A 15,899-nucleotide genomic window follows, 5' to 3' on the forward strand; every position below is an offset into this window, starting at 1 on the left:
CTGGACCGGTGCCCGCCCCCGACCGCTGCCCCTGCCTGAGCGGCGACCCGTACGACGCCTGCTGCGGGCCGCTGCACCGGGGCGACGCCGTCGCCCCGACCGCCGAGCAGCTCATGCGCTCCCGGTACAGCGCGTTCGCCGTCGGCGACGCGGCGTACCTGCGAGCCACCTGGCACCCGCGCACCCGGCCGCGCGACCTCGACCTCGGCCCGGACGTGCGGTGGTACCGGCTGGACGTCCTCGCGACCGCCGGCGGCGGCCCGTTCGACACGACGGGCACGGTCGAGTTCCGCGCGCACCACCGCGGCCCGGGCGGGCGCGGCAGCCTGCACGAGGTCAGCCGGTTCGTCCGGGAGGGCGGGGCGTGGCTCTACGTGGACGGCGACGCCACGGACGACTGACCTGGCACTGCCTGCACCGTCTCCCGCGAGCACACCCTCTCGAGGGGTGACGCGGGGGGGCAGGGAGGTGCGGTGGGGGCGTCCTCGTCGACGTCTCCTGGCGGAGGGCAAGGGATTCGAACCCTTGAGTACGGGGTCACCGCACTAACGGTTTTCAAGACCGTCGCTTTCGGCCGCTCAGCCAGCCCTCCCGGATCCCGGTGGCGCGCCGGATCCTGCGGCACGCTACCAGGACCCGTTCCCCGGTCAGCGGGTGAGCCTCGCGACCCCGTCGACCGACGCGACCTCCGCTCCGTGGCCCAGCCGCGCCCGGAAGGCCGTCGCCGGCGTGGCGGTCACGGTGACCGCGCCGCCCGCCTCCACCACCTCGAACGTCACCCGCGCGCCCGACGCCGGGTCGGTCACCGCCGCCGTGCGCCGCGCCGGCCCGCCGGGGTACACGGTCACCAGCGGGTCGACGGTGTGGTCGTGGTCCGGGCGGTCGTCGCGGTCCGTCGTGACGAGCACCGCGCCCTCGCGCACCCAGAGCGGCACGCTCAGCACGTCGTGCACCTCGTCGCGCCAGCCGCCGGTGGCCTCCTCCCCCGTCAGCAGGTGCGTCCACCGGCCTTCCGGCAGGTAGTACCGCACGCGCCCGCCGGGCTGCAGCACGGGGGCCACCAGCAGGTCGTCGCCGATCAGGTACTGGCGATCGAGGTGCTCGACGGCGGGGTCGTCGGGGAACGCCAGCACCATCGGCCGCGTGAAGGGCAGCCCCTGCTCGTGGACGGTCCGGCCGACGTGCAGCAGGTACGGCATGAGCCGCATCTTCAGCCGCGTGAAGAACGCGGCGACCGCCACGGCCGACTCGCCCTCGGGGGTGCCGTCGTCGTCGAAGGCCCACGGCACGCGGTAGCTCGACGACCCGTGCAGCCGGCTGTGCGAGGACAGCAGCCCGAACGCCAGCCAGCGCACGAACACCTCGCGGTCCGGCATCCCCTCGAACCCGCCGATGTCGTGGCTCCAGAACCCGTAGCCGCTCAGCGACAGCGACAGCCCGCCGCGCAGCGTCTCGGCCATCGACTCGAACGACGAGGAGTTGTCGCCGCCCCAGTGCACGGGCATCGTCTGCCCGCCGGCCGTGCCCGACCGCGCGAACACGACGGCCTCGCCGGTTCCGCGCTCGGACTCCAGGACGTCGAACACCGCGCGGTTGTACAGGTGCGCGTAGAGGTTGTGCATGGCCTCCGGGTCCGAGCCGTCGTGCCACACCACGTCCGTGGGGATGCGCTCGCCGAAGTCGGTCTTGACGGCGTCGACGCCCTGGCGCAGGAGCCGGCGGACGTAGCCCTGGTACCAGGCCGTCGCGGCGGGGTTGGTGAAGTCCACGAGCCCCATGCCGGCCTGCCACATGTCCCACTGCCACACGGACCCGTCCGGCCGGCGCACCAGGTACCCGGCCTCCCGCGCCTCGTCGAACAGCGGCGACGCCTGCCCGATGTAGGGGTTGACCCACGCGCTGACGCGCAGCCCGCGGTCGTGCAGCCGCGCGAGCATGCCCTCGGGGTCGGGGAAGACGCGCGGGTCCCACTCGAAGTCCGTCCACTGGAACTCGCGCATCCAGAAGCAGTCGAAGTGGAACACGGACAGCGGGATGCCGCGCTCGGCCATGCCGTCGACGAACGACGTCACGGTCTTCTCGTCGTAGTCCGTGGTGAAGGACGTCGACAGCCACAGCCCGTAGGACCAGGCCGGCACCACCGGAGGCCGCCCGGTGAGCGCGGTGTACCGGCGCAGCACGTCCGCGGGGGTCGGCCCGGCGACGACCAGGTACTCCAGCACCTCGCCGCGCACCGCGAACTGCACCTGCCCGACGGACTCGCTGCCGACCTCGAACGACACGTGCCCGGGGTGGTTGACCAGCACGCCGTACCCGCGGTTCGTCAGGTAGAACGGCACGTTCTTGTACGCCTGCTCGCTGGCGGTGCCGCCGTCGGCGTTCCAGGTGTCGACGCTCTGGCCGTTCTTGGTCAGCGGCCCGAACCGCTCCCCCAGCCCGTACACCAGCTCGCCGACGCCCAGCCCGAGCCGCCCCACGAGGTAGGTCCCGGCGGGCGCCCGCCCGTCGGGGCTGACACCGGTCTCGCCCACCGGCTCGACGGCGACGGCGGCGTCCGCGCCGAGCCGCACGCGCGCCACCCCGTCGGGGCCGGTCCGCGTGAGCGGGGCGCCGTCCTCGGCCGTGAACGCGATGCCGAACGGCGCGCCCTGGCGCACGTGCGCCGTCAGCGGGCCGGACGTGAGCGTCGCCCCGTCGGCGTCGGAGCCCGTGACGCCCACCGAGCCGCGGGAGCCCGGCAGCCCGAACCCGGGCGCGGGCGCGCCCCCGCGGTGGTTCTCGACGCGGACCCGGACGACGCCCTCGAGCGGGGAGTCGAGCGTCACCGTCAGCGCCGGCCGGTTCAGCGTGTCGCCGCGCCGCCCGATCACCTTCGTCGGGGCGAGGACGCGCAGCGCGTCGCCGCGGTCGTCGATCGCGTACGCCTCGCGCGCGAGGAGCCGCTCCACGCCCGGGCGGGCCTGCCAGAAACCGTCGGTGAACTTCATCGCCTGCTGTCCGTGTCGTCTACGTCGTCTGCGTGCATGGGGGTGGGGCGCGGCGCTGTCACATCTTCACGGCACCTGCCGAGAGCCCCGACTTCCAGAACCGCTGCAGGCTCAGGAACACCGCGATGATCGGGATCACCGACAGCAGCGCGCCCACGACGACCAGCGTCTGGAGGCCCGGCACCGTGATGGCCGCCTGGCTCCAGCCGGACAGGCCGACCGTGACGGGCTGCAGCCGGGTGTCGCTGAGCACCAGCAGCGGGAGCATGAAGCTGTTCCAGCTCGCGATGAAGGCGAACAGCAGGATGGTGACGCCGCCCGTGGAGAGCATGCGCAGCCCGATCGAGAAGAACGTCCGCACCTCGCCCGCGCCGTCCAGGCGCGCGGCCTCGACGATCTCCTGCGGCACCGACGCCTGGGCGTAGGTGAACGCCAGCAGCACGCCGAACGGGTAGGCGATGGTCGGCAGCAGGACGCCGAGCATGGTGTTGTTCAGGCCGATCTCGACCAGCAGCTGGTAGATCGGCTGCGCCAGGACGGTCTGCGGCACGAGCATCGAGCCCAGCACGAGCGCGATGACGAACGCCCGCCCGCGGAACCGGTAGATCGCCAGCGCGTACCCCAAGGCCAGGCTCACGAGCGTCATGAGGACGGAGCCGAGGCCCGAGTACACCAGGGAGTTGAGCATCCAGCGCCAGAAGATGCCGCCGTCGTACGTCGACAGGTCCACGAGGTTCTGGACCAGCTGCATGTCCGCGAACCAGAACCCGGGGGTGCCGAACAGGTCGGCGGTCGACTTGGTGGACGCGACCACGAGCCAGTAGATCGGCACGAGGAAGTACAGCGCGACGACGACCATGACGACCCCGGCCAGCACCCGGGAGCGCGCCGAGGGGCGCTCGCCCTCCTGGGTGGCGCGAGGGGCGCGACGGGCGCGACGGGACGCGGTGGTGGCGCGCGGCGCGGTGGCGACGCTCATCGGTCTGCTCCGTTCCGGCGCCGCGAGACGCCCTGCACGACCAGCGACAGCACGAAGATGACGAGCCCGAGCACGACCGCCATGGCCGAGCCGAGGTTGACGTCGCCGCCGAGCGTGGTCGCCTGGAAGATCGCCATGTTGGGCGTGTAGTCGCCGCTGATGTTGGACGTGACGGCCCGCATCGTCATCGGCTCGTTGAAGAGCTGCATCGTCCCGATGATCGAGAACAGGAACGTCAGCGTGAGCGACGGCATGATCATCGGGATCTTGATGGACAGCGCGGTGCGCAGCTCGCTCGCCCCGTCGATGCGCGCGGCCTCGTAGATCTCCCGGGGCACCGACTGCAGCGCCGAGAACAGGATGACCATGTTGACGCCGGTCACCGACCAGACGGCCACGTTCGCCAGCGACCACAGGACGACGTCGGGCGACAGGAAGCTGACGTCCCACCCGACGGAGCGCAGGCCCTCGACGATCGGGCTCACGCGCGGCTGGTAGAGGAAGCCCCAGATGAGGGCGGCGACGACGGACGGCACCGCGTACGGCATGAAGACGCTGAGCTGGAAGAACGGCTTCCAGCGCACGAGCGCCGTGTCGAACAGCAGGGCCAGCACGAGCGCCAGGCCGAGCATGACGGGGACCTGCACGACGCCGTACCCGAGCACGCGGCCGAAGCCCGCGACGAACCCGTCGTTCGACAGCGCCCGCACGTAGTTGTCGAGGCCGGCAAACACGACCTCGCCCTCGCCGCCGAAGCCCAGCCCGCTGCGCTTCGTCTGGAAGAAGCTCGAGTACACGGCGAGCACGATGGGCGCCATCGTGAACACGGCGAACAGCACCAGGAACGGTGCGAGGAACAGGTACGGGGCCCGGCGCTGCCCCCCGCCGGCGCGCGGGCGCCGGCGGGGGGTGCGACGGACGGCCGTGGCCGTCGCGGTCGTCACTTGACGTTCAGCCCCTGCTGCTCGAGCTGGGTCCGGGCGTACTCGGCCGCGGCGTCGAGCGCCTGCTCGAACGTCTGCGCGCCGTTCCCGACCTTCGCGAACTCGTCCTTGATGGTGTCCTGCACCAGGTCGTAGACCGGGCCGTCGACCCAGGACGCGGGCACGTTCTCCGCGGCCTCCGCGAAGACGTCGTTGACGACCTGGCCGCCGAAGTACGCGTTCGGCTGGTGCAGCGCGTCGCTCTGCAGGCCGGACAGCGCCGCCGGGAACATGCTGTTCTCCCCGACGAGGATGTCGAGCGACTCCTCGGAGGTGTTGAGCCACGTGAGGAACTGCGCGGCCTGCGCGACGTCCTCGGTGCCGGTCGGGATGACGTCGACCGAGGAGTCACCCGCGCCCGCGGCCGTCGAACCGGCCTCGTACACCGGGCTCGGCGCCACCGACCAGGAGCCGGCCAGGTCGGCCGCGTTGGCCTCGAGCATGGCCGGGAACCAGGCGGCGTAGTTGATCGTCGCGATGGTGCCGGCGTTGATCTCCGCCCAGTACTCGGGGGTCCACATGTCGACGACCTTGACCAGGTCCTCGTCGAGCAGCGTCTGCCACCGCTCGGCGACCTCCTGGCTGGCCTCGTCGTTCACGTCGACGGTCCACGCGTCGCCGTCGATGCCGAACCAGGAGCCCTCGTTCTGCCAGACGTCGGCGATCCAGTAGCCCGTCTCGTTGGGCGACATCTGCGCGATGTAGAGGTTCGGGTCGGCGGCCTTCAGCGCGCGGGCCGTCTCGAGGTACTCGTCCCAGGTGGTCGGGACCGTGAGGCCGTGCTGCTCGAAGATGTCGCTGCGGTACATCAGGGCGTTCGGCCCGAAGTCCTGCGGCACCGCGTAGGTGCTGCCGTCGAACGTGACGTTGGCCCAGGACGCGTCGGTGAAGTCGTCCTCCAGGTCGCCGACGTACTCCGTGAGGTCCGTCAGCCGGTTGGCGATGACGTGCGACGGGATCGAGTGCACGGACATCTGCACGACGTCCGGCGCGGTGCCGTTGTCGATCGCCGCGGGGATCTTGTCGCCGTCGTCGCCGGTCATGCGGAAGAAGTCGACCTGGATGTCGGGGTTCTCCTCGTTCCAGAGGGCGACCGCGTCCTCCAGGCCGGTGGCCCAGCCCCAGAACTCGAGGGTGACGGGGCCTGCCGCGCCGGAGCCGCCGGAGCCGCCGGAGTCGTCGGACGAGGACGAGCACGCGGTGAGCGCGAGGGCTGCTCCCACCACGACCGAGGTCGCGGCGAGCAGGCGGGAGGAACGTGCCATCGTTGGCTTCCTTTCAGGGGGTCGGCTGGACGGGGTCGACCGGCCGGGCTGGGACGGGCGTGCGCGCGGTCTCCCGCAGCACGAGGTGCGCGCCGGGGGCGAGGACGACCTCGCCGGCGACGGGACGGTCGGCGAGCAGGTCGTGCCCGTCGACCGTGAGCGCGCGGGGGACCTCGTCGTGGTTGACGGCGAGGAGGTAGGTGCCGGGTCCGGCGTGGCGCCGCACGACCTCGAGGCCGTCACCCGCCGCGGGGTGGTCGCGCGTGACGCCGGCGCGCGCGACGACGTCGGCCAGCAGCCGGCGCAGGGCCCCCGGCTCCAGGCGGGTGCCGACGTGGTAGGCGGCGCCGGCACCGACGTCGTGGCGGGTGATCGCGGGGACCCCGTCGAGCACGCCCCCGGTCAGGTGGGCGAGCGCCTCCGCGCCGCGCAGCTGGACGAGCTGCGACCAGCAGTCGCCGGTCGTGCCGTCGTCGAGCGCGACGGTCTCGCCGGGCGCGAGCGGGTGGAGCTCCTCCACCCGGATGCCGAGCAGGTCGGCGAACGCCCCGCTGAAGGAGCCCTGGCGCACGCGCAGGTGCTCGTCGGTGGAGCCCGCGAAGTACCAGACGACGGCCGTGCCGCCCTGCTCGACGAAGGTGCGCAGCGCCTGCGCCTCGTCGTCGCTCACGGCGAGCTTGCTCGGCACGAGCACGACGTCGTACGCGCTCAGGTCGTCGCCCAGGCGGACGGCGTCGCAGCCGATGCCCTCCCACCACAGCGCGCGGTGGGCGGCACGCACGGCGTCCAGGAAGCTCAGGTCGTCGGTCGGCAGGGCGCGCGTCTCGGAGGACCACCAGGCCGTCGAGTCCCACACGAACGCGACGCGGTTCCGGTTGACCGGCCCGCCGTCCGCGGGCGGGGCCGCGAGCTCGCCGAGCCGGCCGAGCGTGGCGCCGAGGTCGCAGATCTCGCGGAACACCCGGGAGTCGGGCCCGGTGTGCGGAACCATCGGCGAGTGGAACATCTCGGCGCCGCCGCGCCCGTTGCGCCACTGGAAGAACAGGCTGCCGGTGGCACCGCGCGCCAGGTACTGGATCGTGTTCCGCTCGAGGCGGCCGGGCTCCTTGGCGAAGATCCGCCCGGCGGCGTAGTCGTAGACGGTGCTCGTGGCCTGCTCCATGAGCGTCCACGGGCGGCCGCCGTTGAACGAGCGCGCCAGGTCCGCGCCGAACGCGGCGTGCACCTCGCCCTCCACGTCCCGCGCGGCCGGGTAGTGGTCGATCGACACCGTGTCGATCTCGGCGGCGAGGTCCCACTCGTCGTAGTGGTGCCACGACGGGAGCATGAAGTTGGTGGTGACCGGCACGTCGGGCGTGACGGCGCGGACCACCTCCACCTGGTCGCGCAGGCAGTCGCGCAGCAGGTCGGCGGAGAACCGCTTGAAGTCGAGCACGTGCGCCGGGTTCGGCAGGTACTGCGTGGCGCGCGGGGTGAGGATCTCCTCCCAGGCGCCGTAGCCCTGCGACCAGAACGCCGTCCACCACGCCGCGTTCAGCGCCTCGAGGGTGCCGTACCGCGCCCGCAGCCACACCCGGAACGCCTCGTCGCTCACCGGCCCGTGCGAGACGGTGCCGTACTCGTTGTGCAGGTGCCACATCCGCAGCGCCGGGTGCTGCCCGTACCGCTCGGCGAGCATGCGCGTGATCCGCACGGCGGCCTCGCGGTACGCCGGCGCCGCGGGGTTGTACGTGTCCCGGCTGCCGTGCACCAGGCGCACGCCGTCGGGGCGGACGGGCAGCGCCTCGGGGTGCGCGAGCGAGAACCACGGCGGCGGTGACGCGGTGGGGGTGGCGAGCACGACCCCGATGCCGGCGTCCGCCAGCTTGTCCATGATCGTGTCGAGCCACTCGACCTCGTACTCGCCCTCGCGCGGCTCGAGGCTCGACCAGGAGAAGACGCCGAGGGTCACCCGGTTCACGTGCGCCTGGCGCATGAGGCGGATGTCCTCGTCCCAGGTCTCCCGCGGCCACTGGTCGGGGTTGTAGTCCCCGCCGTAGACCAGCTCGTTGTCCTCGGTCACCGTTCCCCTCTCTGCGCGCGTCGTTCCCGAAGCGCTTCGCATCGACGCCGTGCGGCGCCCCGACGTGGTGCTCATGGGTGCTAGCCGGCGTCCGGCGCCGCGACGGAGCCGCGCTCGACGTAGGTCGGGGCGAGCCGCTCGACGACCGGCTCGCTCGCCCCCTCGATGCGGTCGACCAGCAGCTGCACGGCGCGCGCGCCCATGGTCGCCGCCGGCAGCGGCACGGTGTCCAGCGGGACGTCGTCGTCGCTGGTGTCGAAGCTCGCGCCCGCGACGACGAGCGACAGGTCGCCCGGGATGCGCAGCCCGGCCTCGAGGCAGGACCGCACGAACCGGTGCGTCGTCAGCTCGCTCGCGTTGAGCACGACCGCGCTGACGTCCGGCAGGAGCCGGCGCAGCCGGGGCAGCGCGGCGTCCGCGCCGAGGCGTCCCGGCTCGGGCGTCACGACCTCGCACCGCAGCCCGGTCGCCGCCGCGTGCGCCACGAAGGCGTCACGGAAGACCCGCGCGTAGTTCGTCCCGCGCTCGTACGTGACCTCCGGCTGACCCACCAGGCCCACCGCGCGGTGCCCCAGGCCGGCCAGCCGGTCCAGGCACAGGCGCGCGGCCGCCGCGAAGTCCAGGTCGACGCACCGCAGACCCGTCGGGTCGTCCGGGACGCCGAGGAACACCGCGGGGTACCGGCCGGACCGCAGCTGGTCGGCCCGGCGGTCGCGCGCGTCGACGTCCATGACGACGATGCCGTCGGCGAGCGCGCTCGCGCTGACCCGCTCGATGCCGGCCGCCGCCTCGTCCTCGACCAGCAGCAGCGTGTCGTAGCCGTGCGCCCGGGCCGCCGTCGTGACCGCGAGCACGAAGCGCATGTGCGCGGGGGTCGAGGTGTCGGCGTGCAGCGGCGCGGACAGCGCCAGCATCTGGGCGCGCGTCCCGGCGAGCATCCGGGCGCCGGCGTTGGGGTGGTAGCCCATCGTGCGGGCCACGGCCTCGATGCGGCTGCGGGTGTCGCTGGCCACGTGCCGCTTGCCGCTCAGCGCCGCCGAGACGGTGCTGATCGACACCCCGGCGACCCGGGCGACGTCGCTGATCGTGGCCACTGCTGTCCTCACCCTCGAAGCGCTTCGGGACGAGAGTACGGGGCGAGGGGCCGGGAGACAAACACGCTCTTCAGCGCTGCCGTGACGACCCCCGCGTGGTGAGGGATCCTCACGTCACGCCCGCGGTCGAGCCGACGCCAGCGACAGCGACAGCGAGTACCAGCGGCAGGAGCCGGCCGGAGCTCGTGCCGGAGCCGCGGACCTCGCAGCGCTGGCGGTCAGGACTCTCGCATCGCTCGGGCTGTCGGCCACCGGCCCGCTCGCGCTGACGACGGGACCCTGACAGCCGCCGGGCAGTCTCGTGCACGCGTGCCGGTCGCGTGCTCAGACCCACCACTGCGGCGGCAGCCCCGGCGACACGATCTCCAGGCCGTGGATCGCCGCGACCGCCACGAGCCGGTGGTCGTACGAGGCGAACGCGGTCACGTCCGGGTGCGTGGCGGCGACCCCCAGGTGCAGCGCCGCGAACGGCGTGAGGACGCCCGTGGTCATCGACGCCAGCTTGAGCGCCTGGTCGTGGTACCGCACGACCTCGAGCCCGTCGGCGACGTCGTGCGCGAGCGCGCGGACGTCCGCCGGTGCCTCGGCGACCGCGGCGCGCAGCTCGCTCAGGGACAGCGACGTGACGAGGAGGCCGGACCCGCGCCGGTCCGCCCACCTCAGCCAGTCCTCGTGGTGCTCCGATCCCGGGAGGTAGCGGACGAGCGCCGACCCGTCGGCGTAGACCCGCACGCCTGGCACCCTATCGGGCGGGGCCGGGCGCGCGGAGGCCCACGACCTGCGGCGTCACGCGCCCCGGAGCCGCTCCATGGCGAGCTGCACCAGCGCGATGAGGGTCTGCTTGGTGGCGGTCCGCGAGCGGGCGTCCGTGTACAGCACCGGCACGTGCGCCGGGATGGCGAGCGCCTCGCGGACGTCCTCCAGCCGGTGCTTGGCGATGCCGTCGAAGCAGTTGACGCCGACGACGAACGGGATGCCGCGGGACTCGAAGTAGTCGACCGCCGGGAAGCACTGGTCGAGCCGGTCGGTGTCGACCAGCACGACCGCGCCGATCGCCCCGCGCACCAGGTCGTCCCACATGAACAGGAACCGGTCCTGCCCGGGCGTGCCGAACAGGTACAGCCACAGCGAGCCGGGCAGCGCGATGCGGCCGAAGTCCATGGCCACCGTCGTCGACGTCTTGCGGTCGGACACGCCGCCCGCGTCGTCCACGCCGACGGAGTGCTCGGTCATCGCGGCCTCGGTGTTGAGCGGCTCGATGTCCGAGATGGACCCGATGAAGGTCGTCTTGCCGACCGCGAACCCGCCGGCCACGACGATCTTCACGACGGTGGGCGCGGCCCCGAGCGTGCCGGCGGCACCGGCCTGCCGGGCGGTCGGCACCGTGGACGACAGCGCCGGGGCGGCGTCAGAGGGCGGAAATGCCATTGAGAACACTCTCCAGGACGCTGAGGGACAGGGCGGGCGACTGCCCGGTGCGGACCTCGACCGGGTCGGAGGCGTGCACGCGGACGTAGCCGGCGTCGACCAGGTCGGACACCACCACGCGGACGACGCCGATCGGCAGGTGCAGCAGCGCGGACAGCTCCGCGACCGAGATGTAGCCGTGGGAGGCGTGCTGGAGGATCGCGCGCTTCTCCGGCGTCAGGCCCTGCCCGGCCACCCCGTCGGGGAGCAGCTCGACCAGCGCCTCGAGGGGGTAGTCGGACCGGTCGGACCGCACCCGGCCGCCGGTGAGGGCGTACGGGCGGACCGTCCGGGTCTCGAACTCGCTCTCGCTCATCCGGCGCTCACACGGTCGGAGCGCGGGTCGCGCCGTCGACGGGCAGGCTGCCGCGCATCTCGGAGATGAGCTGCGGCGTGAGCGTCGCCTCCGTGCGCGACACGAGCATCGCCATCTCGTACCCGATCAGGCCGACGTCGCACGTGGCGTCCGCCACGACCGCGAGCACGGAGCCGTTCGAGACGCTCATGAGGAACAGGAACAGGTTGTCCATCTCGACGATGGCCTGCCGGACGTCCCCGGCGCGGAGCTGGCGGGCGGCGCCGCGGGTCAGGCTGGACATGCCGGCGACGATCGCGGCGAGCTGGTCGCCGCTGGTGCGGTCGAGCTGCTCGGACATCGCCATGAGCAGACCGTCCGCCGACACCACGAGCGTGTGCTGGGTGCCGGGCACGGTCCGGACGAAGTTGTCCAGCAGCCAGCCGAAGTTGGCGGCCTCGGTGCTGAGGGTGGTCACGCATCCTCCTGACGTGGTGCAGGCCCGCGGTTCGCGGCTGCGGGAACGGGTGTCACCATGACGGCGACGGCGGGACGGGCTGCTGGTCGGTGGCGGCGGACGGCGACGGCTCGCCGTCCGCGTCAGGAGCCGCGAGGGCACGACGGCCCCGGCGGGTCCCGGACTGGAAGCTCGACAGGCGGTCACGCAGCCCGTCGGCGTCCCGCGCGGCCGCCCGGCCCGGCTCGGGCGCGGACAGCTCGGGGGCTGCCGGGATCGAGGTCGGCACGCGGCGCGTCAGCGATTCCCCGGCCGGCCGCGCGTCGATCTTCGGCCGGTACGCGGACAGCTGGCTCAGCTCGCTCAACGCCTGCTCCTGGATGTCGGCTCGCAGGGCGAGCATCGCGGCGGCCTCCGGGTCCATGCCACCCTGCCGCCGGGCACCCTCGGGGCCGCCGGACTGCGCGGACGCCGTCGTCTGCGGACCGCCCGGGCCCTGCGGCGACCAGGCCGACGCCCACGTGCTGATGTCCCGCGGCGGACGGCGCTCGCCGGCGGGCACAGCGACGGGCTCGGGGGCGGGCGGCGGGACCACACCGGGCGTCCGCCGCAGGAGCGGTCCGGCGTCGTCGGCCGGAGGGGCGATCGACCACGCGACCTCGCCGTCGGCGTCGGGCTGCGCCGCGACGGGCGCGAGGTCGGGCAGCGGCGGGGCGAGGTCGGCGGGGCCGGCGGACGGGCCGGGCAGCGGCACCGGCCCGGCCGGGGCGACCGGGGCGGGCAGCGCCGCATCGTGCCCGTGGGCGTCCGCGGCGGGCGACGACGGGGCGAGGAACGGGTCGACGGGGAACGCACCGGCGGGCGCCGCGTCGTCGGGGGTCGGCGTGTCGAGCGGGTGCCACCCCGCGGCGGGCAGCCAGGCGGCGCCTCCCGGGGCGGGGGCCGCACCGGGCGCGGCCCCCGCGGCGTCGCCGGGCTGCTGTGCGGGGGCTCCGGGGCGGCGTGCGCGCCACGGGCGGACCGCCGGGCAGGAGCCGCCGGGGACGCGGCCGGCGCGGGGACGGCCGGTGCTGCCGGCGCCGGCTCGGCCGGGGACGCGACGGGAGCGGACGTGGCCGGTGCGGCCGCAGCCGGCGAGGCGGGGGGTGCCTCCCGCCGGCGGCGCAGCGAGAAGAACGAGCGTCGGGCGCGCTGCCGGCGCGGCCGCTCGGCGGGCGGGGCCGGGTCGTCGCCGCGCACGAGCTCCGCGAAGTCGGGCAGGGCGGGCGGCGCGACGGGCGCGTCCGGCAGGAACGCACCCGGCGCCGCGCCGTCCGTCGCGGGCCCGTCCGGCAGGAACGCACCCGGCAGGGCGCCGTCCGTCGCGGGCCCGTCCGGCAGGAACGCATCCGGCGCGATCGGGCTCGGCGGGAACGGATCCGACGCCACCAGGTCCGGCACGGACGGCGTGGACGGCTCCGGCGCGGCGGGAACCGCTCCGGAGCCCAGGAACGCCTCGGGCTCCCCCGACCGCCAGGCGGGCTCCACGTCCCACGCGGCGCCGGGCACGTCGCCCCGGGCCGGCGTCGTCGCGGGCGGGGTGTCCTGCGGCGGGAGGACCTGCGTCTCGTCGGACCAGCGCGACGGGTCCGGCGGCGCGAACGCCGTCCCGGCCCAGACCTGCGAGTCGAGCGCCGGGTCGTCGGGCACGAGGCCGGGGACCACGAGCGGCTCCGGCTCCGCGGGGGCGGCGACAGCGGGGTCGTCCACCACCGCGGGGACGTCGGCCCGCGGCCACGCGGACGCCGCACCGTCGTCTCCCGGGACGTCCGCGGGCCACCCGGGAGCGGGGACGTCCTGCGGGGACGACTCCTCCGCGGGCTCCGCGGCCGTGCCGGGAGCGAGTCCGTCCGGGCCGGGACCGGCGGTCACCGGCGCACCGCCGGCGGCGAGCGCGTCACGTCCGCGGAAGCCGGCGAACAGACCGCCGCGCGGGGCTGCGGGCATCCGCTCCGCGACCGTCCGGTCCTCGCCGGCACCGGGGGTCTCGGTTCCACCCGCGGCGGGGCCGCGGGTCGGCAGCGCCGGGCCGCGGCTGGGGAGCGCGGCGGGAGCACCGCTCGGTGCGACCATCGGCGTCCAGCCGCCCGCCTCCGCGGCCACCTCGGGGGCCAGGGTCGCCTCGGCGGGCGCGGGCAGCACCACGTCCTGCTCGGCGGGCGCCCCGTCGGGCGACGCGCCCGGCGTGCGTCGGCGCGGCAGGCCCGTGGGGGTCGCGCCGTCGGTCAGCGCGGCGAGGTCGACGGGCACGGCGACGGGCGGCTCCGCGACCGGCAGCGCGCCCGTCTCGGGCCCGGCGGCACGCTGCGGCCCGGCGAGCCCGCCGGCGAGCGCCGGGTCGTGGGCCGTGAACAGCGCGACGGGGAACTCGACCACGGCGAGCGTGCCGGACGACGAGGTGGAGCGGGAGCGCTCCAGCCGGACCCGCGCACCGAGGCGCTGCGACAGCCGGGCGACCACGTACAGGCCGAGCCGCTGGGCTCCGAGCGCCTCGGTGGGCGACGTCGACCGGATCGTGGTGTTCGCCGCGGACAGCTCGTCGGGGGCCATGCCGAGGCCCTGGTCGGCGATGCGCACCACGACGTGGTCGCCCTCGACCGCCGTGGCGACCAGCACCGGCGTGCCGGGCTCCGAGAAGAGGGTGGCGTTCTCGAGCAGCTCCGCGAGCAGGTGCGCCGCGGCGAGCGCGTTGAACCCGTGCATCAGCGGGTCGGCGCCGAGGTCGAGCTGCACCCGGTCGTACTGCTCGATCTCGGAGGACGCTGTGCGGACCACGTCGGACAGGGGCATCGCCTCGCGGAGGCGGCGGCCGGAGTCGATGCCGGCGAGCACGAGCAGCGACTCGGCGTTGCGGCGCATGCGGGTGGCGAGGTGGTCGAGGCGGAACAGGTTCGCCAGCGTCGCCGGGTCCTCCTCCGACCGCTCGAGGGAGTCGATGAACGCCAGCTGGCGGCCGAGGAGGACCTGGTCGCGACGGGCGACGTTGACGAACATCTCGGCGATCGACCCGCGCAGGGCCGCCTGCTCGCGGGCGACCTCGATGGTGGTCGCGTTGACGTCGTTGAACGCCTGCGCGAGCCGCCCGACCTCGTCCCGCGACTCCACGGGCAGGTTCGCCAGCGTCAGGTCGGGGGTCTCGCCGGGCACCGCCACCTGCTCGACCAGGCGCGGCAGCTCCTCGCGGACCTGGCCGGCCGCGACGGTCAGGCGCCGCAGCGGGACGACGATCCCGCGGGAGACGACCAGCGCGATGAGGATCGACAGCGCGGCGGCGACGGCCGCGATGCCGCCGGTGATGAGGGCCTGCTCCCGGGCCTGGCTCGCGATGGTGTCGGCGCGGTCGCCCGCGGCGGTGAGGACCTGCGACGCGACGGGGCGCAGCACCGCGAGCTCGGCGTTCACCAGCGAGTTCCACCGCGTGGCGTCGACCTCGGCGATCGTCGCCGGGTTCCCCGACTCCAGGGCGAGCTGCATCGCCGTCAGGTCGGCGTCGCGCGAGGCGAGCTGCAGGCCGGGCAGACGCAGGGTGTTCGTGATCGACCGCGCGTCGTCGCGCGCCTGGTCCTGCACGGCGAACAGGGACGAGAGCTCGCGCACCTGGGCGCCGTCGGCACCGTCGGTCGCGATGACCTCGGCGGCCACCGGCTGGGCGCGCAGCACCTGCTCGATCGTGTCGGCGACCGCGCCGAAGGCCGACATGCGGCTCGCCAGGGACCGCTCGGACAGCGTCTCGGCGACCGTGACGGGCACCTGGTTGTCCGCCCGGACGATGTCGGTGTAGTTGCTGTCGACCAGCGAGGGCGGGATGGAGCCCGCGTCCACGCGGTCGCGGATCTCGATGAGGCGGGTGTGCTGGTTGCTCGCGTTCTTCACCGCGTCGGCCACGCGCGCGTCCAGCCCGGACAGGTCCACCGACCGCAGCGCGACGCCCAGCGCCGCCACGGCGTCGTCCGTCGCGGAGCGCGACACGGTGAGGTTGCCGCCGAGCGCGCTGTCGCTGGCCTGCTGCACGGACAGGGTGCGCTCCTGCTGCAGCGCCTCGGCCGCGCGGGAGTACTGCGGCAGGGTGGCCACGATGTCGCGGACGGTCGCCGCGGTCCGGGCCTCGGCGACGGACTGCGCGGCGATGTACCCCGCGGCGAGCAGCAGGACGAGCACGGGCACCGCGAGGACCGCCAGCACCTTGGCGCGGATGCCGAGCCTGCGCAGCATGTCGACCTGCCTCCCGAGTCCCTGGTCGCCCGCGGGGGCCCGTGACGGCGCCCCCCGTC

Annotated in this window: 13 protein-coding genes and 1 tRNA gene; 1 reads left to right on the forward strand and 13 read right to left on the reverse strand. The window is 74.5% G+C overall.

Annotated elements, in window-relative coordinates:
- The first annotated feature begins 8 nt into the window (after positions 1-8).
- Positions 9-401 carry a YchJ family protein gene (locus tag K5O09_RS17050; RefSeq protein WP_222170654.1) on the forward strand — a complete coding sequence of 131 codons (393 nt, stop codon included), beginning with the start codon at positions 9-11 and terminating at the stop codon, positions 399-401.
- Between the two features lie 98 nt (positions 402-499).
- Here K5O09_RS17050 and K5O09_RS17055 read toward each other — a convergent pair.
- The 13 genes from K5O09_RS17055 to K5O09_RS17115 all read right to left on the reverse strand — a co-directional run bounded on the left by K5O09_RS17055 (position 500) and on the right by K5O09_RS17115 (position 15,840).
- Positions 500-592, reverse strand: a tRNA-Ser gene (locus K5O09_RS17055).
- Between the two features lie 55 nt (positions 593-647).
- The gene (yicI, locus tag K5O09_RS17060) at positions 648-2,987 is read right to left on the reverse strand and encodes an alpha-xylosidase (RefSeq protein WP_222170655.1); all 2,340 of its coding nucleotides are present in this window, start codon (positions 2,985-2,987) and stop codon (positions 648-650) included.
- Positions 2,988-3,045: 58 nt separating this feature from the next.
- The gene (locus tag K5O09_RS17065; RefSeq protein WP_222170656.1) at positions 3,046-3,966 is read right to left on the reverse strand and encodes a carbohydrate ABC transporter permease; all 921 of its coding nucleotides are present in this window, start codon (positions 3,964-3,966) and stop codon (positions 3,046-3,048) included.
- Entirely contained in the window at positions 3,963-4,910 is a 948-nt protein-coding gene (locus K5O09_RS17070; protein WP_222170657.1) for a carbohydrate ABC transporter permease, read from the reverse strand. Before K5O09_RS17070 ends, K5O09_RS17065 begins: the two co-directional genes overlap by 4 nt.
- On the reverse strand, positions 4,907-6,214 hold the full coding sequence (locus K5O09_RS17075; RefSeq protein WP_222170658.1) for an ABC transporter substrate-binding protein: 1,308 nt from the start codon (positions 6,212-6,214) through the stop codon (positions 4,907-4,909). Before K5O09_RS17075 ends, K5O09_RS17070 begins: the two co-directional genes overlap by 4 nt.
- A gap of 13 nt (positions 6,215-6,227) precedes the next feature.
- A complete protein-coding gene (locus tag K5O09_RS17080) occupies positions 6,228-8,276 on the reverse strand; it encodes a beta-galactosidase (protein ID WP_255595829.1) in 2,049 nt (682 codons plus the stop codon).
- Positions 8,277-8,356: 80 nt separating this feature from the next.
- Positions 8,357-9,370 carry a LacI family DNA-binding transcriptional regulator gene (locus K5O09_RS17085; protein ID WP_222170659.1) on the reverse strand — a complete coding sequence of 338 codons (1,014 nt, stop codon included), beginning with the start codon at positions 9,368-9,370 and terminating at the stop codon, positions 8,357-8,359.
- 324 nt (positions 9,371-9,694) lie between these two features.
- Positions 9,695-10,102 carry a PIN domain-containing protein gene (locus tag K5O09_RS17090; protein ID WP_222170660.1) on the reverse strand — a complete coding sequence of 136 codons (408 nt, stop codon included), beginning with the start codon at positions 10,100-10,102 and terminating at the stop codon, positions 9,695-9,697.
- 54 nt (positions 10,103-10,156) lie between these two features.
- Positions 10,157-10,798: an ATP/GTP-binding protein gene (locus K5O09_RS17095; RefSeq protein WP_255595830.1), complete on the reverse strand. Its 642-nt coding sequence runs from the start codon at positions 10,796-10,798 to the stop codon at positions 10,157-10,159.
- Positions 10,779-11,153: a DUF742 domain-containing protein gene (locus tag K5O09_RS17100; protein WP_222170661.1), complete on the reverse strand. Its 375-nt coding sequence runs from the start codon at positions 11,151-11,153 to the stop codon at positions 10,779-10,781. Before K5O09_RS17100 ends, K5O09_RS17095 begins: the two co-directional genes overlap by 20 nt.
- A 7-nt stretch (positions 11,154-11,160) precedes the next feature.
- The gene (locus K5O09_RS17105; protein ID WP_222170662.1) at positions 11,161-11,610 is read right to left on the reverse strand and encodes a roadblock/LC7 domain-containing protein; all 450 of its coding nucleotides are present in this window, start codon (positions 11,608-11,610) and stop codon (positions 11,161-11,163) included.
- Between the two features lie 52 nt (positions 11,611-11,662).
- Complete coding sequence (locus K5O09_RS17110; RefSeq protein ID WP_222170663.1) at positions 11,663-12,013, reverse strand: hypothetical protein; 351 nt, start codon at positions 12,011-12,013, stop codon at positions 11,663-11,665.
- On the reverse strand, positions 11,953-15,840 hold the full coding sequence (locus K5O09_RS17115; RefSeq protein WP_222170664.1) for a nitrate- and nitrite sensing domain-containing protein: 3,888 nt from the start codon (positions 15,838-15,840) through the stop codon (positions 11,953-11,955). The genes K5O09_RS17110 and K5O09_RS17115 overlap by 61 nt, the downstream gene beginning before the upstream one ends.
- Positions 15,841-15,899: the final 59 nt, after the last annotated feature.

Origin of the sequence: Cellulomonas sp. C5510, assembly GCF_019797765.1 — a bacterium.
GTDB lineage: Bacteria > Actinomycetota > Actinomycetes > Actinomycetales > Cellulomonadaceae > Cellulomonas.